13 protein-coding genes, 1 pseudogene and 1 riboswitch are annotated in these 19782 nt (G+C 55.1%); of the genes and pseudogenes, 2 read left to right on the top strand and 12 right to left on the bottom strand.

Annotated elements, in window-relative coordinates; all coding sequences use genetic code 11:
• On the top strand, window positions 1-989 hold a 989-nt coding region (locus WIH05_RS11035; RefSeq protein ID WP_337425382.1), incomplete at its 5' end, for an ATP-binding cassette domain-containing protein.
• 76 nt (window positions 990-1065) lie between these two features.
• On the opposite strand, the gene WIH05_RS11040 is transcribed toward WIH05_RS11035, so the two are convergent.
• The 8 genes from WIH05_RS11040 to WIH05_RS11075 all read right to left on the bottom strand — a co-directional run bounded on the left by WIH05_RS11040 (window position 1066) and on the right by WIH05_RS11075 (window position 10633).
• The gene (locus WIH05_RS11040) at window positions 1066-2691 is read right to left on the bottom strand and encodes a Na+/H+ antiporter NhaC family protein (RefSeq protein WP_022273812.1); all 1626 of its coding nucleotides are present in this window, start codon (window positions 2689-2691) and stop codon (window positions 1066-1068) included.
• Between the two features lie 114 nt (window positions 2692-2805).
• Window positions 2806-2974, bottom strand: a riboswitch (Lysine riboswitch).
• A 119-nt stretch (window positions 2975-3093) separates the two neighbouring features.
• On the bottom strand, window positions 3094-4113 hold the full coding sequence (locus WIH05_RS11045; protein WP_022273811.1) for a GGGtGRT protein: 1020 nt from the start codon (window positions 4111-4113) through the stop codon (window positions 3094-3096).
• A 17-nt stretch (window positions 4114-4130) separates the two neighbouring features.
• Window positions 4131-4823, bottom strand: coding sequence for a hypothetical protein (locus tag WIH05_RS11050; protein ID WP_022273810.1), 693 nt, complete (start codon window positions 4821-4823; stop codon window positions 4131-4133).
• 84 nt (window positions 4824-4907) lie between these two features.
• A complete protein-coding gene (locus tag WIH05_RS11055; RefSeq protein ID WP_022273809.1) occupies window positions 4908-6305 on the bottom strand; it encodes an MATE family efflux transporter in 1398 nt (465 codons plus the stop codon).
• The gene (locus tag WIH05_RS11060; RefSeq protein ID WP_337425383.1) at window positions 6302-7663 is read right to left on the bottom strand and encodes an MATE family efflux transporter; all 1362 of its coding nucleotides are present in this window, start codon (window positions 7661-7663) and stop codon (window positions 6302-6304) included. The genes WIH05_RS11055 and WIH05_RS11060 overlap by 4 nt, the downstream gene beginning before the upstream one ends.
• 74 nt (window positions 7664-7737) lie before the next feature.
• Window positions 7738-9123, bottom strand: coding sequence for an NADPH-dependent glutamate synthase (gene gltA / locus WIH05_RS11065; RefSeq protein WP_215652862.1), 1386 nt, complete (start codon window positions 9121-9123; stop codon window positions 7738-7740).
• A 16-nt stretch (window positions 9124-9139) separates the two neighbouring features.
• Window positions 9140-10027 (bottom strand): sulfide/dihydroorotate dehydrogenase-like FAD/NAD-binding protein, encoded by an 888-nt coding sequence (locus WIH05_RS11070; protein ID WP_022273806.1) that lies wholly within the window; start codon window positions 10025-10027, stop codon window positions 9140-9142.
• Window positions 10028-10114: 87 nt separating this feature from the next.
• Window positions 10115-10633, bottom strand: a complete 519-nt coding sequence (locus tag WIH05_RS11075; RefSeq protein ID WP_215652863.1) for a dihydrofolate reductase — start codon at window positions 10631-10633, stop codon at window positions 10115-10117.
• 187 nt (window positions 10634-10820) lie between these two features.
• Between WIH05_RS11075 and WIH05_RS11080 the strand changes: the two genes are divergently transcribed.
• Complete coding sequence (locus WIH05_RS11080; protein ID WP_215652864.1) at window positions 10821-11447, top strand: hypothetical protein; 627 nt, start codon at window positions 10821-10823, stop codon at window positions 11445-11447.
• Window positions 11448-11477: 30 nt separating this feature from the next.
• On the opposite strand, the gene addA is transcribed toward WIH05_RS11080, so the two are convergent.
• The 4 genes and pseudogenes from addA to WIH05_RS11100 all read right to left on the bottom strand — a co-directional run.
• Entirely contained in the window at window positions 11478-15134 is a 3657-nt protein-coding gene (gene addA, locus WIH05_RS11085) for a helicase-exonuclease AddAB subunit AddA (protein ID WP_022273802.1), read from the bottom strand.
• Complete coding sequence (addB, locus tag WIH05_RS11090) at window positions 15127-18561, bottom strand: helicase-exonuclease AddAB subunit AddB (RefSeq protein WP_337425384.1); 3435 nt, start codon at window positions 18559-18561, stop codon at window positions 15127-15129. Before addB ends, addA begins: the two co-directional genes overlap by 8 nt.
• A 189-nt stretch (window positions 18562-18750) precedes the next feature.
• Entirely contained in the window at window positions 18751-19326 is a 576-nt protein-coding gene (locus WIH05_RS11095; protein ID WP_022273800.1) for a hypothetical protein, read from the bottom strand.
• A gap of 109 nt (window positions 19327-19435) precedes the next feature.
• Window positions 19436-19782, bottom strand: a pseudogene (locus WIH05_RS11100) (hypothetical protein); the annotation flags it as partial.

Here is a 19782-nt window from a genome sequence, read left to right on the forward strand (position 1 = left end):
TCCAGGGCATGATGTATCTGACCGTCCTGGTGGCCGGAGGATACCTTATCTCCATCGGGGAGATGGAGCCAGCAGACCTGGCCATGTACGCCCTCTACATCGGAATTTTCATCAGCCCCATCCAGATCCTGGTGGAGTTTACGGAAATGCTCCAGAAGGGCCTTACCGGCTTCAAGCGCTTCCTGGCAGTCATGGAAACAGAACCGGAGATCGAGGATGCGCCGGACGCGAAGCCCCTTACAAATGTACAGGGCCATATTTCCTATGAGGACGTAAGCTTCTGCTATAACAGCAGCGAGCCTGTTTTAAGCCATGTTTCCTTTTCCATCCCTGCCGGCAGATCCATCGCCCTGGTGGGCCCCTCCGGCGGCGGAAAGACCACCATCTGCTCCCTCCTTCCCCGGTTCTACGATGTGACCCACGGAAGGATCGCCATTGACGGCCAGGATATCCGGAAAACCACCTTAAAGAGCCTCAGAAGCTCCATCGGCCTGGTCCAGCAGGAGGTATACTTATTCGGCGGCACCATCCGTGAAAACATCGCCTACGGAAAACCAGGAGCCACTGACGAGGAGATCATTGCCGCCTCCAAAAAGGCCAGCATCCACGATTTCATCATGGAGCTTCCCGACGGCTACGACACCTTTGTGGGCGAGCGGGGCGCAAGGCTTTCCGGCGGCCAGAAGCAGCGGATCTCCATTGCCCGGGTATTCCTTAAAAATCCGCCTATCCTGATCCTGGATGAGGCCACCAGCGCCCTGGACAATGAAAGTGAACGCCACATCCAGAAAAGCCTGGAGGAGCTCTCCAGAAACCGCACCACCATCACCATCGCCCACCGTCTCTCCACCATCCGGAATGCCGACGAGATCATCGTCATCGACGGCCAGGGCATCGTTGAGCGTGGAAGCCACAAAGAGCTCCTGGAAAAGAACGGTCTGTATGCCAGATATTATGAAATGCAGTTTGAGGGCCTGGAGGAGGCCTAGTCTTCCGCCATAACAGAAAAGCCCCGGCCGGAGAGCACTGGAATCTGCTCACCGCCGGGCTTTTTCACGTTTTTTACTATTCTTCCTCCACCGTATCGCCCATCATTTTTAAGACAAGCATGGCTCCCAGCATCAGGACGATGCCCACAGGAAGGGCGATCCAGGCAGTCTTTACAAATCCTGCCACAATGTACGTCACAAAGGATACGGCGGCACAGGTCACCGCATAGGGAAGCTGGGTCATCACATGGTTCACATGCTCACACTGGGCTCCCGCAGACGCCATGATGGTGGTGTCGGAAATGGGCGAGCAGTGGTCTCCGCAGACAGCTCCCGCCATGCAGGCAGAAATAGAGATGATCATCAGCTCCGGATTGGTATTCTGGAACACGCCCACCACAATGGGGATCAGGATACCGAAGGTCCCCCAGGAGGTGCCTGTGGCAAAGGCCAGCAGGCAGCCCACCAGGAAAATAATGGCCGGAAGGAAATTCAGCAGGCCTCTGGCATGGTTGTACACCAGATCTGCCACATATACGTCCGCACCCAGGCTGTCTGTCATGGCCTTTAAGGTCCAGGCAAAGGTCAGGATCAGAATGGCCGGTACCATGGCCTTAAAGCCCTCGGGGATACAGGCCATGCAGTCGTGGAAATCCAGGACACGGCGCACCTGGTACAGGACCAGGGTGATCAGAAGGCCGAAGAAGCTTCCAAGGGTCAGTCCCAGGGATGCGTTGCTCTCCGAAAAGGCGGTCACAAAATCCACGCCGGAGAAAAATCCGCCTGTATACAGCATACCGATCACACAGCAGATAATTAAAGAAATAATCGGGATCAGGAGATCCATGACCGTTCCCCTGGAGATCACTGACGGATCGGATTCATCCGCATAAGGCCGTCCCTCTGTGGTAAAGAGATCCCCCTTGACCGCGTTCCTTTCATGCTTTAACATGGGCCCGAACTCCACCTTCATGAGCACCATCCCCACCATCATCACAATGGTTAAAAGAGCATAGAAGTTATAGGGGATGGCCTGGATAAAGATGGAGAAGCCGTCCTCTCCCTCCACGAATCCCGTCACAGCCGCCGCCCAGGATGAAATGGGGGCAATGATGCATACGGGAGCTGCCGTGGCGTCGATGAGATACGCCAGCTTTGCCCGGGAAACCTTGAACTTGTCCGTCACAGGCCGCATGACGCTTCCCACAGTCAGGCAGTTGAAATAGTCGTCGATGAAGATCGTAACCCCCAGAAGGATGGTGGCCAGCTGGGCCCCCACCCGGGTCTTGATGCCCTTTGCCGCAAACCGGCCAAAGGCAGCGGAGCCGCCGGCCTTGTTCATAAGACTGACCATGGCTCCCAGGATCACTAAGAATACCAGGATCCCCACGTTGCTTTCATCGGTCAGGACTCCGATGATGCCGTCCTGGAAAATATGGACCACGGTCCGCTCAAAGCTCCCGCCGGAATACAGGATCCCTCCTACGGCGATCCCGATAAACAGGGAGCTGTAAACCTCCTTTGTGATCAGCGCCAGTCCGATGGCTACCACCGGCGGCACCAGCGCCCAGAAGGTGGAAAACAGGGCGGGGACGTACTCTGCGGTCTCCCCCTCTGCCCCAAAGGCCGTCATGGCAAAGGCCATGAGGAACATGGACGCCAGAGCCAGTACAGCCAGGCTTTTCGTTTTCGTACTCTGCATTTCTCATACTTCCTCTCTTGAAAATCAAAAACACCACAAACGGCAGTCCCTTACGGAAAACGCGTTTGTGGTGTAGATCATGCAGATAAAAAGCCATACAGGCTGGAACCAGCAACACAAGATAGCGCTCCACGTATCGTGACAGTACGCCGCATCTTCTGCGTCGTACCAGGAACCCTGCCCCGGACCGGACAAAACTCCTTCGGCGGTCTCCCCTTTGGCGGAAAACGGCGGTCCAGCCTTGTCTTCCGTTACTCTTGAAGCCCGCGCCTCTATCCTATTGAACCTGCCAGGCGTGCAGGTGCTTTTGTCATGGGTTATTGTAGCATACCTTTCTTAAAAAAGAAAGTACATTTCCAATTTCCCTGAAATTTCCCACAGCAGGCTCCGCCATGGGGGATCCTAGAATCTTCCCTCTTCAGCCGCCTGCTGGATGGAAACGGCCACAGCCACAGTCATGCCCACCATGGGGTTATTTCCTGCGCCGATGAGACCCATCATCTCTACGTGTGCCGGAACGGAGGAGGAGCCTGCGAACTGGGCGTCAGAGTGCATACGGCCCATGGTATCGGTCATTCCGTAGGAAGCCGGACCAGCTGCCATATTGTCGGGATGGAGGGTACGGCCTGTGCCGCCGCCGGAGGCTACGGAGAAGTATTTCTTTCCTTTCTCCACGCACTCCTTCTTATAGGTGCCTGCCACCGGATGCTGGAAACGGGTGGGGTTGGTGGAGTTTCCGGTGATGGAAACGTCAACGCCCTCTTTCCACATGATGGCAACGCCTTCGGTCACGTCATTGGCGCCGTAGCAGTTTACCTTTGCGCGGGGGCTTTCCGGATCAGAGGAATAGCATTTTCTGAATACCTCCTCCACCTCTCCGGTGTAGTAGTTCATCTTTGTCTCCACATATGTAAAGCCGTTGATACGGGAAATGATCTGGGCTGCGTCTTTTCCGAGTCCGTTTAAGATCACACGCAGGGGTTTCCTGCGGACCTTATTGGCCTTCTCTGCGATACCGATGGCGCCCTCAGCGGCTGCAAAGGACTCGTGGCCTGCTAAGAAGCAGAAGCAGTCTGTCTCTTCCTCTAAAAGCATCTTGCCAAGGTTTCCATGGCCAAGGCCAACCTTTCTCTGATCGGCAACAGAGCCGGGGATACAGAAGGCCTGGAGGCCCTCTCCGATGGCTGCGGCAGCGTCAGCGGCCTTACGGCAGCCTTTCTTAATAGCAATGGCTGCACCCACTGTATATGCCCAGCAGGCATTCTCAAAGCAGATGGGCTGGATCTTCTTTACCTGGTCGTAGACATTTAAGCCGGCGTCCTTTGTGATCTTTTCAGCCTCTTCGATGGAAGCGATGCCATAGCTGTTTAAAACAGAATTGATCTTGTCGATTCTTCTCTCATATGATTCAAATAATGCCATGATGTATTAACTCCTCCTTACTCCATTCTCGGGTCGATGATCTTCACTGCGTCTGCCACACGGCCGTACTGGCCCTTTGCCTTCTCATAAGCAGTTGTGGGATCGTCGCCTTTCTTAATGAAATCGGTCATCTTTCCAAGGTTTACGAACTGGTAGCCGATGATCTGGTCCTCTGCGTCGAGAGCGATCCCGGTCACATAGCCTTCTGCCATCTCCAGATAACGGGGACCTTTCTTTAAGGTTCCGTACATGGTACCGATCTGGGAACGGAGACCCTTTCCAAGGTCCTCCAGACCAGCTCCGATAGGAAGGCCGTCCTCAGAAAATGCACTCTGGGTCCTTCCGTAAACGATCTGAAGGAACAGTTCTCTCATGGCTGTGTTGATGGCATCGCACACAAGGTCTGTGTTTAACGCCTCCAGCAGGGTCCGGCCCGGAAGGATCTCTGCCGCCATAGCTGCGGAATGGGTCATACCGGAACATCCGATGGTCTCCACCAGTGCCTCCTGGATGATGCCCTCCTTCACGTTCAGGGTCAGCTTACATGCACCCTGCTGGGGTGCACACCAGCCGATTCCATGGGTCAGGCCGGAAATATCTTTGATCTCTTTGGACTGTACCCATTTCGCTTCCTCCGGGATCGGAGCTGCGCCATGGTTTACGCCCTGGGCAACTTTACACATTGTTTCTACTTCATGTGAATAAATCATTTTAAGACTCCTTTCAAGATATCTGTCGCAATTCTCTTGTTAAAAAAATCACATCTTGCTTGTACCATTCTCTCACAAAATCTCTCATTCGTCCATAGTTTTTTTCGATAAATTTTGTATTTCTTCGTTCCAGACCTTTAACTCCTTCAGTATGGAGACGACGATCACCGCGGCCATGACACTGGTACAGACATCCGCAATGGGCTGGCAGAGCTGCAGCCCCAGGATCCCCAGGAAACGGGGAAGCGTAAGGAGGGCCGGGATCAGAAAGATCCCCTGGCGGCCCGCCGCCACAATGGATGCCCGGAAGCCGTAGCCGATGGACTGGGTCAGCATATTGGACATGATGATCCAGGCCTGGAACGGCAGGGTCAGGCACTGGAACCGCATGGCCCAGGTACCGATCCCGATCACCTCCATATCACCCTTCCGGAACAGGCCCATAATGGCCTCTGCCCCGAAAAAGCTTATGACGCCCAGGGTGGTCAGGAGGATCACTGCTACCTTCAAGCAGAACCAGAACGCCTCCAGGACCCGGTCATACCGCTTTGCCCCGAAGTTAAAGCCGCACACAGGCTGGAAGCCCTGGCCGAAGCCGATGAGGGCAGAGTTGATGAACATCATGTATCTCGTTACAATGGACATGGCTGCGATGGCCGCATCCCCAAAGGGATTGGCCGCCACGTTTAAGGCCACTGCCGCCGCGCTGGCCAGACCCTGGCGGCACAACGACGGGAGGCCTGCATGAAGGATCTCTCCATAAATTTTTAGAGACGGAGTAAATTTTCCGGGCCTCAGCCGGATGCATCCCTTGCGGAAGTTACACTGGAAAAACAGGATGCAGAAGCTGACGCACTGGCTTATGACCGTGGCGGCCGCCGCGCCGGAAATGCCCATGCGGAGACCGAAGATGAACACCGGATCCAGGATCATGTTTAAGATCCCGCCGGTGGTGATCCCCGCCATGGCATAAACGGCATAGCCCTGGGACCTCAGCAGGTTGTTCATCACAAAGGAACCGGTCATCACCGGCGCTCCCAGAAGAATGTACCGGGCATAATCCCTGGCGTAAGGGGCGATGGTCTCTGTGGCCCCCAGAAGCCGCACCAGCCGGTCCAGGAAGGAAAGACCAGTCACTGCCATGACCACGCCGATCCCAATGGCCGTAAAAAAGGCCGTGGCTGCCGTCCGCACTGCGATGTCTTCATTTTTTGCTCCCAGACTGCGGGAAATATAATTTCCCGCGCCCATGCCCAGGGTAAAGCCCACGGCCTGGATCATGGCCATCAGGGAAAAAATGATCCCCACAGCCGCCGAGGCGCTTGTGTTGATCTGACTGACGAAAAAGGTATCCGCCATATTATAAATCGAGGTGATCAGCATACTGATGATCGTGGGTACTGCCAGCCCTGGGATCAGCCTGGAAATGGGCTTTTCCGTCATCATCCGGTACCGTTCCTCCTGGGTCATTGTTCTGCTCATCGTTTCTCCTCCACTTCCGGGGGCAGCTTTCTCATCACTGCCATAAAATAGCTTACAAAAACAATGCCCTTGACCACACTGGTCAGGGTAATGGCCCACCAGATGCCGGAAAGTCCCAGGGCCGTTGATGATAAAATAAGAGCCATGGGGATCCGTGCCGCCGTAAAGATCACACTGATCACCGACGCCTGCATGGTCTTTCCAAGACCCGCCAGGGCGCCCTCTGTAAGGATCTCCTCACACATGAACATCTGGGACAGTCCCAGCACCTGCAAATAGATGATGCCGTCGGCCACCACCTCCGGCTCATGGATGAAGATCCGGAACACCGGCTCCGCCCCGAAGATCAGAAGCGCCGAGGAGCCCAGTCCCCAGGCGGCCATGATCCAGGCGGCCTTTTTATAGCCTCCCTTGACCCGCTCCGTCTTTCCGGCTCCGAAGTTCTGCCCGATAAAGGAATTGATGGCTGCTGCAAATCCGTCTGCGGTCATCCAGGCCACCGATTCGATCTGGCTTCCCACCTTCTGGACCGCAATGGCCGTATCTCCGAAATCCGTGACCATACGGGTCAGGACCATGGAGATCCCGCTGTATATCATGGTCTGGACCCCGGCCGGAAACCCGATCTTTATGATCTGGCGGATATATCTGCGGCTGGTCCGCTCCAGGATATGGACCTGGCTGAACACCAGGGTATCCCTGCGGGCAAACCATAAAAACACCGCCGTTACCACCGCCTGGGCCCCCACTGTGGCAATGGCCGCTCCGGCGGCCCCCATGGCCGGTATGGGGCCGAATCCGAAGATCAGGAAGGGATCCAGGACCATGTTGATCACCAGCCCGATGACATTGGCCACAAAAGGCGTCCGGCTGTCCCCCGACGCAGTCAGTATTCCAGTAAAGATGGCATTTAAAAAAGAAAAGAGGATCAGTCCGCAGGTGATGGTCAGATAGATCTCCGCATCACGGACGATCTGCCGGTCCTGCATATTAAAAAATCCGATGAGCTGCTTCCGGAACGCCACTGACAGGATCCCAAAGATCACTGCAAACAGGATCCCCAGCTGCAGCGCCCCCTGGGCGTATTTTCCCGCCTCTTCCCGGTCGCCCCGGCCCAGGGAATGGGCTACCTTTACCTGGCCTCCCATTCTCGCCAGGCTGCTTACGCCCTGGGAAAACCAGGTGAACATGGCCGCCGATCCCACCGCCGACACTGCTCCGGCTCCCACCTGTCCGATCCAGGCCATATCCGTCATATTATAGGCCATCTGCACCAGGGAGGTAGCCATGATGGGAAGCGCCAGACGTGTAAGCGCAGGCAGGATCGGTTCGTGAAGCAGGTCGATATTTTTCTTCATAATCTCCCTCCAAAAAATAAAAAAGAGCGCTGCAAAGGATCTTTCCCCCGCAGCGCCCCCTCGTTTTTTCTTATTTATTTGTTGCTCAGGTACTCGTGGATACCGCGGGCACCTGCCTTACCAGCTTCCATGGCAAGGATCACAGTAGCTGCGCCTGTTACAGCGTCGCCGCCTGCAAATACGCCTTCTCTGGAGGTCTGGCCGTTGGCCTCGTCTGCCACGATACATTTGTGCTTATTCACATCCAGGCCGTCCGTTGTATTGGAGATCAGCGGGTTGGGGGATGTTCCTAAGGACATGATAACCGTATCACAGTCGATGGTGTAATCGGAGCCCTCTACTTCCACCGGACGTCTTCTTCCGGATGCATCCGGCTCGCCCAGCTCCATCTTAACCACGTTCATACCCTTTACCCAGCCCTTTTCGTCTGCCAGGATCTCGGTGGGATTGGTAAGAAGGTCAAAGATGATGCCCTCTTCCTTGGCGTGGTGAACCTCCTCCACACGGGCCGGAAGCTCTGCTTCACTTCTTCTGTATACCACATGAACCTCAGCGCCCAGACGGAGAGCGGTTCTTGCAGCGTCCATGGCAACGTTTCCGCCGCCTACGACTACAACCTTCTTGCCGGCTGCGATGGGTGTATCATAATCGTCGCGGAAGGCCTTCATCAGGTTGCTTCTTGTCAGGTACTCGTTGGCAGAGAATACGCCGTTGGCGTTCTCGCCCGGGATGCCCATGAACTTGGGAAGACCAGCGCCGGAACCGATAAATACGGCGGAGAAGCCCTCCTCGTCCATTAACTCGTCGATGGTCACAGTCTTGCCGATGATCACGTTTGTCTCGATCTTAACGCCCAGCTTTCTCACGTTGTCGATCTCCGGCTGTACAACGGCCTGCTTCGGAAGACGGAACTCCGGAATACCGTATGTAAGAACTCCGCCCGGCTCATGAAGGGCCTCGAAGATGGTCACGTCGTAGCCCATCTTAGCCAGATCGCCTGCACAGGTAAGTCCGGACGGGCCGGAACCGATCACAGCAACCTTCTTTCCAAGCTTTGTCTCAGCAGCCTTGGGAACGAAGCCGTTCTCTCTGGACCAGTCGGCAACGAAACGCTCCAGCTTACCGATGGAGATGGATTCGCCCTTAATGCCGCGGATACACTTTCCTTCACACTGGCTCTCCTGCGGACATACGCGGCCGCAGACTGCCGGAAGTGCGGAAGACAGTGCGATGGTATTGGCAGCGTCCTCGAATTTTCTTTCCTTTACTTCTCTGATGAAGGTGGGGATATCGATATTTACAGGACATCCCTCCACACATCTTGCATTTTTACAGTTCAGGCAGCGCTCTGCCTCGGCAACAGCCTCTTCTTCATTATATCCGTAGCATACTTCCTCAAAGTTGGTTGCACGCACCTTCGGATCCTGCTCTCTGACAGGTACTTTCTTCATTACGTCCATGTCTGTTCCTCCACAATTAATTGTCGCTGCAGTGTCCGCAGCCGCCGTGATGGGTATCGCCTTCCTGAAGCTTTAAGATCGCGCGTCCCTCTGCTGTCTTGTACATCTGCTGACGCTTCATTGCCTCGTCGAAGTTTACTGCATGTCCATCGAACTCCGGTCCGTCTACACATGCGAACTTCACTTCTCCACCAACGGTCACACGGCAGGCTCCGCACATTCCTGTGCCGTCTACCATGATCGGGTTTAAGCTGACGATCGTGGGGATCTCCAGTTCCTTTGTTAAGAGACATACGAATTTCATCATGATCATCGGTCCGATGGCTACACAGACATCGTATTTCTTGCCCTGGTTCTGAACCAGATCCTTGATCACATCCGTAACCATTCCCTTTCTCACATAGGAACCGTCATCAGTGGTAACATAAAGATTTCCAGCAACAGCCTCCATTTCCTTCTCCAGGATCAGCAGATCCTTTGTCTTTGCGCCGACGATCACGTCAGCGTCGATGCCGTGCTCTTTTAACCATTTTACCTGGGGATAAACAGGAGCAGTTCCAACGCCGCCTGCTACGAACAGGTATTTTTTATTCTTAAGGACTTCCAGATCCTCCTTAACGAATTCAGACGGATTTCCTAAGGGGCCCACGAAATCGTGGAAGGAATCTCCGGCCTGTAAGTGGGACATCTTCTCAGAAGAAGCTCCAACGGTCTGGAATACGATGGTGATCGTTCCCTCTTCTCTGTTGTAATCACAGATCGTCAGCGGGATCCTCTCGCCTGCCTCATCGATCTTTACGATCACGAATTCTCCGGGCTGACAGCTCTTTGCAACTCTCGGCGCCTTTACCTCCATAAGATAAATCTTATCCGCCAGCTTTTCTGCTTTTAATATCGGATACATACTACCTCAACCTCCTGTGTAAATTAAACAGTTCTGAAACTGCTCACATAGTTTAAGTTTATCATGTTCTCCAATTTATATCAACTGTTATTCTTTTTTTTCGTATGTTTTTTCTTCCATCTTCCGGTCATACCGGCAGAATTCATAGCAGAGGCTGAAATACGTCTGCTCATCGCTTTCCGCCGTCACCTGCCAGTCCGGATCCTGGTCCAGGTCCGGAAAATGGGTATCGGCCTCATAGGCATAATCGATCCTGGTCACATGAGCCGTCCGGCAATAGGGAAGGAACTGGCGGTAGATCTCCTCGCCGCCGATGATATAGATATCGTCGTCTGGAAACTGTTTTAAAAAGGAAAGGGCCTCGTCCATCCCGTGGACCGCTGTCACTCCCTTTTTTTTATAATCCCTGTTCCTTGTGAGGACCACATTGGTACGTCCCGGAAGGGCCTGGCCTCCCGGCAGGCTCTCCATGGTCTTCCTTCCCATGACGATGACCTTTCCCAGAGTCTCCTGGCGGAACAGCTTCTGGTCCTCCGGGATCGTCACCAGAAGACGGCCTTTGTTTCCAATGGCCCAGTTTTTATCTGCTGCTACGATCAGATTCATTTTATCGCCTCCATTTATGATGTTTCATTCTATCACGTTTTCCGCTTCCCGTCCACACCTGCGTCCGGGGCGCGATTTTGTACTTGATGGTTTTTTCGTTTCCATATATAATGATGCCAGGGATCAGAGACTGCGAAACATACAGGACTTCCGGCTCCGGCCCCGCCAAGAGAGGAGAATCGACCATATGATAAAATTTGAGCGCACAAGCGTCATGAACCTGGAAAACGCCATCCGCGGCGCCAGAAACCCCATGAACAGCTGGGGACGGATGGACAGCGCCTACGATGAAGATGGAAATTATATCCTGGGACCCAACGATCTGGATCTGGCAAAGCGGCTCCGCAGAGCCGGCAGCGACCACAGGAAATACGTCCGCCAGATCTTTGTCTCCGTGGACATCACCGCCCCCCTGTACTGGTGGAAGGAATACGACACCTACAAGGTAGCCACCGTGGCCAATTCCACCAGCACCATGCACAAGATCCACTCTAAGCCCTTTTCCATCGACGATTTCAGCCACGACCACATGACGCCGGAGACCCTGGCCTTCATGGAGACCGTCGTTGGAAGGCTGGAGGCCATCCGGTTAAAATATATGGAGGAAGGAAAAAATAAGGAGGACTGGTACGACATGATCCAGCTCCTTCCCTCCAGCTACAACCAGATGCGTACCTGCACCATGAATTACGAGACCCTGATCAACATCTATTACGCCAGAAAAGCCCACAAGCTGGAGGAGTGGCACTCCTTCTGCCGCTGGATCGAATCCCTTCCCTATGCAAAGGAGCTGATCGTCGCGGCGGAGGAATAGCCCTCCCTGCATCCTGTGATCCCGGTATTTTTAAAATACCGGGATCTCTTTCTGTAACGCCAGGGAATAAAGAAACGCCTGCCGGACCGTTTTTCCTGTGATCTGCTCCAGGGCCCGTCTGTAATAAATGAGCTGCAGCCGGTAGCGGTCCAGAAGCACCGCCTCCTCCCCCTCTCCGATCCGGTCTGTTTTATAATCCACCAGTACAGCCCCGTCCTCGTCCTCAAACCAGGCATCGATGATGCCCTGGATCAGCACCAGCTCGTCGGAATCAGCCTCGTCCATGTCCCGGGCGGGGATCCCCACCACAAACTGCTGCTCCTTGTAAAGCCTCCCCTCTTCGTCCGCCCTTCTCATCCGTTCTGCCAGGGGCGTCTGGAAAAACTTCCAGAGAACGCCGGGCTGTACCAGCCGCAGGGCCTCCTCTGCCATGAGTCCCTGGGCTTTTATGGCGTCCAGCTGCGCCTTCAGATCCCCGAAGGAGACCGCATCCTTAAAGGACAGAAGCTCCAGGGCCCGATGGTAGGCCGTTCCCCGGACTGCGCCGCCGGGACGGGAAATACGGCCCTGCTCCCGTTCCTCTTCCTCCCCCTTCCGGAGAAAGGCCGGAACTGTGGGAAGGAAATCGCTTTCTCCATCGTCCACAAACTGTCCCTGCTCCTTCAGCTCTGAAACCGACATCTTGGCATGGAGCCCGATGTCCGCCTCATAGGGATAGGGACGGCAAAGCTGCTCCAGGACCTCCGGAGGACAGGGCTCCCCCTCTTCCCTGAGCCGCTTAAGCTCCAGGTACGTCTCCGCCTTCCAGGCCTGGCTCCTAACTGCCTCCTTCAGAAGCTCCTCCGCCGGGATACAGGTGACGGAAAGGGAGGCCCTGGCATTTTCCGAGGCCATTAAAAGCCAGTCCAGATAGGAACCGGCAGCGCTTAAGAATGTAAACGGCAGCTCTCTCCTTCTGGAGATCCCGCCCCATTTTTCCGTATGGTGGCCCAGATACCGGTCTCCGGCTGTGATGAACAGCTTTTCCTTTGCCCGGGTCATGGCCACATAGAGGATCCGCAGCTCCTCCCCCATGCTCTCCAGGTTCATCTTCCGGCTCAGGACATTTTTCTTAAGGGTAGGGGCTTTCACCTTCCGTTCCAGATCCAGGTAGTCCGTGGCGATCCCCAGCTTATCGTCAATCAGGATCTTTCCCCTGGCGTCCTGCCGGTTGAATTTCTTTCCGGCCCCGGCTAAAAATACCACGGGAAATTCCAGGCCCTTGCTCTTATGGATGCTCATGATCCGCACCGTATCGTCGTTTTCCCCGGCCCTGGCCGCCTCCCCGAAATCCGTATTGTATTTCTTCAGCCGCTCGATGTAGCGGATAAAGTCAAACAGGCTCTGGTAGCTGGTGGCCTCAAAGGCGCAGGCCTTTTCCACCAGCATGTCCAGGTTGGCCTGGCGCGCCTTTCCCGCCGGCATGGCGGAAACGTAATCGTAATAGCCGGTGTGCTCGAAGATCCTCCAGATCAGCCGGTGGACCGGCAGATATCCGGCCTCCTCCCGCAGGATCTGAATGAGTTTTTGAAACTTTTCCAGTTTTTTATATAATTCATCCTCAGCAAAGGCCTCTGCACCGGCCTCCAGGAAGTGCCGGACCGCCCCGTAAAAGCCGGGATCCTGGCCCTTGTCCGCACACCGTTTAAATTCTGCCATGACCACCGCCAGGTCATGGTCCGTAAGTCCGCCTATGGGCGACCGCAGCACTCCGGCCAGAGGGATATCCTGCATGGGATTGTCGATGACGGCCAGCATATTTAAGACCGTCTCCACCTCCACAGCCGTGAAATATCCCGTTCTGGAATCAGCAAAGGCCGGGATCCCCTCAGCGCTTAAGACTCTTAAAAATTCCTCAGCCCATCCGCTTAAGCTCCGTAAGAGGATGACGATATTCCGCCGTTTTAAGGGCTCATACCGTCCCTCCTTTCCGTTCCATACCTTCATCCCCCGGTCTGGATCCGTCAGCTCCCGGATCTTTGAGGCAATGAGTCTGGCCTCGGCCTCCTTTTCCGTCAGATCGGCCTTTTCCTCATCCATGGAAAGGAACAGGTCCTCCCCGGTGTCCAGAAGGAGCAGCTCCGTCCTGGCCTGGCCCTCTCTCTCCGTCTCCGGATATCCCGCCCCCGGATACAGGGCCGCGTCCTCCGTGTACTGGATGTTCCCCAGGCTCTTTGTCATGATGCTGTAAAAAATGTCATTGACAGAGGCCAGCACCTCCGGGCGGCTCCGGAAGTTTTTGTGAAGCTCGATCTTCTGGTACGGCCCCTCCTCTTTTTTGTAGGACTCATATTTCTCCATAAAAAGCTCCGGTCTTGCCAGGCGGAATTTGTAGATGCTCTGCTTCACATCCCCCACCATGAACACGTTGGGCTTCCCGTACCGCTCCCTGGAGATCAGGCGGATCAGCGTTTCCTGGACCTCGTTGCTGTCCTGGTACTCGTCCACCAGGATCTCCTCGTAAAGCTCTGCCAGCTCGTCGGCCGCCGGGCCGGGGCAGTGGTCCCGGGAACCGGCAGTGAGGATATCCAGGGCAAAGTGCTCCAGATCATTGAAATCCACCAGGTTTTTCTCCTCCTTGGCCTCCTGGAACCGGGCCGTAAACTCCTCTGCCAGCTCCAGGAGCATGAGGACCGGCTCCCGGCTGTTTAAAAGGTCCCCGTAGATGCGTTCCGGGTCCTCCGGCACATAAAGGGCCTTCATCTTCTTTACGCCGTCCTTGACCCGGTTCCGGAGCTCCGAAACGGCCTCCTTTTTCTCCGGGTCCACATCCTTTCCCCGCACGGCGGCCAGGCGGCCGAACATGGGGGCGGAGAGGATCCCGCAGATCTCTTTATACGTTTCTGCCTCCGAAAGCCGCTCCATGGCCCGCAGATCCTCCTGGAGCATGGGGATATACGCCTGGGGGCCGTTCTCCTCCCCGGCAGTCTCCAGGGCCTCTGACAGCTGCTCTGCAAACTCGCCCGCCTGCCTTTTCACATCCCGCACCAGAAACCGCATCCATTCTGCGTTCTCCAATCCGTCCAGGTCCCCGTCTGTCTCCTCTGAAAGCTCTTTTTTACAGGCGGCGATCCACTGACCCGGCCAGGGGTTGCTCTGGGAAAATCTCCACACCTGTAAAATATAATCCTCCAGGCCGCCGTCGGCCTTTCCAGAGGCATAGGTGTCCACGAACCGCAGGAACCGACCATCCTCCCGGCCATAATAGTCCTCCAGGAGCTCCTTCATCACATCGGCCTGGAGGAGCAGAAGCTCTCCCTCATCGCCGATGCGGAACCCCGGATCAATGTCCAGCTCATTAAAATGCTCCCTTAAGAGCTTCAGGCAGAAGCTGTCGATGGTGGTGATCCGCGCATGGTGGATCAGGCTGGTCTGGCGCTCCAGGTTCCGGTCCCCGGGCTCCTCCTCCAGCCGCTTTTCCAGGGCGTCCCCGATCCGCTCCCGCATCTCTGCCGCCGCCGCATTGGTAAAGGTCATGACCAGAAGCCGGTCAATGTCCACCGGATGGTCCGGGTCCGTCACCATGCGGACGATCCGTTCCACCAGCACTGCCGTCTTTCCGCTGCCCGCCGCTGCCGACACCAGAAGATTCCTTCCCCTGGCGTCGATGACCTGCTGCTGCTCCTTCGTCCATTTCATTTCAGCCATTTTCCGTTCCTTCCTCCTGGTCCATGGTCTCCTCCTCCGGTTCCTCCTCTTCCAGCTCCTTTTCAATCTCCTTCCAGATCTCCTCCGGCTTCATGGATTTAAATCTCCGGAACCCGTATCCGGAGGTCTTAAGGTCAAAGCCGCAGATGCTGTGGTAGGGGCAGTAATCGCAGGCAGTCTTCTGGCCCTGCTTCCAGGGATTCACTGAAACGACACCGGAAAGGATCTCGTCTCCCATCTCCCGGAGGCTTCTGGAAACGAAGGCGGAAAGGGCCGAAAACCGCTCTCCCCCGGCCACTGACGACCGGGTCTCCTGGATGATCCCGTCCTTTAAGGCCACTGGGATCACATCCGACTCCTTTTCGATCTCCCGGTCCAGATGGCGGATCACATCCAGGCTGCTGTTGACCAGCCCGTTCATCCGGAGCTTTTTAAGGATCCCCGCTTCGATCTCCTCCGGCGTCATATCTCCCTGCCGCTCGATCACCGGATCGTCAATGTGATAATAAAAGATCCCCGCGGGAACTGCCTTTTTCCCTGGATGGAGCCTTTCCTCCAGCCTGAGGGCCGCATCCATATAGACCACCAGCTGGAGCTGGAGTCCATGGTACAACAGGGACAAGTCAAAGGAGGTGCTCCCGGACTTATAATCCATGATCTTTACCAGGACCCGGTCCTCCTCCTCTAAAATGTCCATCCGGTCGATCCGTCCCCGCAGGTTCAACGCCTCCCCGCCCCGTAAGGGGATCCGGGTGCTCACATCCACCTCAAACTCCTCCGGCTCAAAATCGCCCTTCCGCAGCTGATGGATCAGGGCCCGGATGGTCCGGTCTGCGATCCGCTCCACCTTCCGCTCCAGATAGCTGTTTCTGGCAGATCTCTTTAGGATCGTATTCCTGTATTCCAGAGCCACCTGGCTCACACATTCCTTCACCAGGGCTCTCCGCTTTTCGTCGCTGATGGCGCAGAAATCCATGCCTCTGGCCCTTACCTCACTGAAAAACAGGTCGATGGATCGGTGGAACAGGTTTCCCATGTCCGAAAAATCCAGCTCATACTCCCGCCGTTTCTTAAGCTCCAGTCCATGGCTCAAAAAATGGGCGTAGGCGCAGGCTGCATATCCCTCCATTCTGGTGACGCTGCCGTTTAAAATGGTCCCGTAAAGGGCCCTGGCCGCCTCCCGGCCGATGCCGTGTTCCCTGTACGAATAGGAACATGCCTCCGCCAGGGCTTCCATCCGCTCCTTTTCCAGATCCTCCCGGGACAAAAGCCCGTAGAGCATGGCCGCTTCCCTGTCCCGTTCCATGGACTCCGGATCCTGGAGCCAGCTTATGACTGCCCGCTTTGCTGCGGTCCTGTGGATGGCCGCCTCCTTAAGCTCCGCGGCCCCCTGTACGGGAACCGCCGGAAACCGTTTTTTCATCTGGCCTATGAGGCTGGAAGGCCGCAGGGTCTTCCCAGAGGCCGAAAGCACCGGATAGGAAAGGGTCAGAAGCTCCGACGGCTTCGTCATCATCAGATACAGGTAAAACCGCTGCATGAAGCCCTCTTCCCTGGCCGTGGGCGCCAGCTCCAGATCGTTCCTTTTTAATATCTCCCGCTCCTGCTCTGTGAGGATCCCGCCTTTTCCTGTGTCTGCCGGGACAACGCCCTCATTTACCCCCACAAAAAACAGGGCGCGGATCCCCGAAAGCCTTGTCCTTTTCAGATCTCCCGCCACCACCCGGTCGGCTCCTGCCGGGATCATGCCCACCTTAAGCTCCGAAAGCCCCGCGCTTAAGATCTCCAGATACTCCTTTCTGGACACCGCCTCGGTCCCCAGGAGCTCATAAAGCCGTTCAAACAGCTCCATGACCAGGCCGTAGATCTCCTCATACTCCCGGGCCTCCTTTTCCATTCCCTGGCTGCGGAACTGCTCCGCCTTGTCCAGAAGCTTCCGCTCCACCTCCAGAGACTGGAGAAGCTCCGCCAGGGCCTCCGTCACCGTGCCAACCGGTGTTCCGCGCTCTCCGGCCTTTTCCTTAAACGCTTTCAGCGGCCCCAATATCTCTTCCTTAAATTCATTTAATTCCTTCAAGTTCAGACGGCTGCCGCCCTCAAAGGTCTTTTCCCACTGGCCTTCCCAGTTTTTTAAGCCCCGGATCCCCATGGCCCGCACATACGTTTCCAGGCGGTCGGTCTTTTCCTCTTCCTCCGTCACCAGTCCGGTCCGCAGATACTGGAACATGCTTTCATAATCAAAGCCCCTCCGCAGGATCTCCAGGGCGCTTTTCATAAGCCTTATAAAGGGATTCCCGGACACGTCCTTTTTGCTGTCCAGGAACAGGGGGATCCCGTTCTCCTCAAACTGGTGCAGGATCTCCTTTTCATACCCCGGCAGATCCCCGCAGACAATGGCGATCTCCCGGTAACGGAACCCATCCTTCTTCACCAGCCGGTGGATCTGGTTCACCACAAAATCCACCTCGTCCGCAGGATTCTCCGCCTGGACCAGACGGATCCCCTCCGCAGGACCTCCCCAGGGACGGTAGGGATACCGGAACATGGTCCGCTCCAGATGATCCAGCTCCGGCCGCAGGGAAAACCGTTTCAAGGGCCGGTCTGCCAGACGGATATCCTGCCCCACAGCCACGCCGTTCTCCTCGGCCAGACGCTTTAATTTCCCGGCCATCTTCCGGCTCATATCGAACAGGTCCGCCTCGTCGCCGGGGCCATAAAGATCCGTGTCCCCGGTGGCTGTGACCGTCACATACATCTCCCGGCACAGCTTAAGGAGCTGGCCCAGAAGCCGGTACTGGACCGGAGTAAAGCCCGTATAGCCGTCCAGGACCAGAACGCTGTCCCTTAAAAGCCTGGAGCGCTCCGCCACCCGGCACAGCACGTCCAGAAGCTCCTCCGCCGTAATATACCGTTCCCGCATAAATGCCTGGAACGCCCGGTAGATCACATTCATATCCGTAAGCTTTCCCTGGAGTACCTGGCCCATGTCCCCCTTTTCCATCTGCTCCTTTAAGGCCTCCGGCGTGACGCCGTACTGGTAAAATTCCGACAGCATGGACTTGATCTCATCGATAAAGCCCGTCTGGTTCAGATGGGCAGAAAATAAAAGAAGCTGGTCCTTCTGCTCTCCCGCCAGCTTCCGTAAGACCATGGTCTTTCCCGTATCGTCCAGGATCTCCGGCTGGGGCAGGGAAAGCTCCCCGAAGATCCGGTAGGCCAGACGCTCAAAGCTGACGATATCTATGTTCATGGTGCCCCGGCGCGGATGCAGACGGACGATATCCTTCTGCCCCTGCATGGTGCTCTGCTCCGGTACGATGACAAAAAACTGCCTCTGGGGCTCCTTCATGGACCAGTCGATGACCTTCTTATAAATATATTCCGTTTTCCCGGCTCCCGAGCCGCCGGTGATCAGAGAAAGTGCCATGGATACCTCCTGTGTGGTCGTTTATGGTGTCGCGGTGTGCGATGGTATAATACCTGTTTTCCAGACATTATACCGCGGTTGGAACCTCCAGTCCACTGGCTGGGGCTGGATTTTTCGGCTCCGTGTATATTTTCCAGAAACTGGGGAGCGCTGTCTGGCCTGGCTCCCGATTGGATCCATATATCTTTTCTATCGCTGTAACACAAGATTCTCCAAAATCACTCCAACATACTCATCATAGTCCTTTTCAATGTCCATAATGAGCAATTTTTCACCGATCACCATAGCGTAACAATCAAACCAGTCGTATTCCGAACCTGGAGCGTAATAAATACGGTTTCCCCCTATTTCCTCTTCCGTAAACAGGTCCGGATTGCTTTCCATGACTTCCTCCAACTGCTGTTTCCCATTATTGGATCTGTATGTACACAGTTCTAATTTGAACGTACCCTCATTTACCTCACATTCATACGTCACAGCGATATAGCTTATCGCAACAGAAACACCGATATCAGCCGCACTAAAGCCAGCCGCGTTCGAAGGCGCCGCGCTTCTGTCCGCCGCCTGGGAATCTAAAACGAAAACGCCTTCATCGCTGTCAGCTAAAAAACCTTCAATAGAATCATACTCTGTATTTGCAAGTGATTCATGGATCACTTCATTCTGAAGCAGCTGGTCCGGGTCAGAAGCTGGCATTTCAGCGCTGTTCTGGCAGCCGGTCAGTCCCAGGACCAGAAGAATAGACATTCCTATAAGTTTTTTCATGTTTGCTCCTCCTTTCGATTCCTGGTACAAAAAACCGGTGAGATAAAATATCTCATCGGCTAAGTTCGTATATCTGGCTGTGGTTCTGATCACCATATGAAACCGTACTTTACTCCTCGCTCCGTGCCTTCCTGCGTTTCAACGCTTCTAATATGGTATCTGCATTTTCGGTATTTGTAACCTTCGGGTAGTCCGCTTCAAACTGCACAAGCAACTCCTTTGACCGTTTTTCTTCATCACGGACTGCCTGATAGACTTTTTCAAGATCACCATTTTTCATAGTATCCTGAATAAAAGCAACCGAGTCAGCGGGGATCCTGTCCCAACTGCCATACAGATTACATATGGCACGGTCGATATCCTCCATTGTCAGAGGGACACCTCTCTTTTCATGTTCATAGAGGATCCCAATGATATCTGATAAGTCCTTCTTGTATTTCCTTCCGGAACAGAGCT

Source organism: Alitiscatomonas sp., assembly GCF_037242085.1.
GTDB classification, from domain to species: Bacteria; Bacillota; Clostridia; order Lachnospirales; family Lachnospiraceae; genus Alitiscatomonas; species Alitiscatomonas aceti.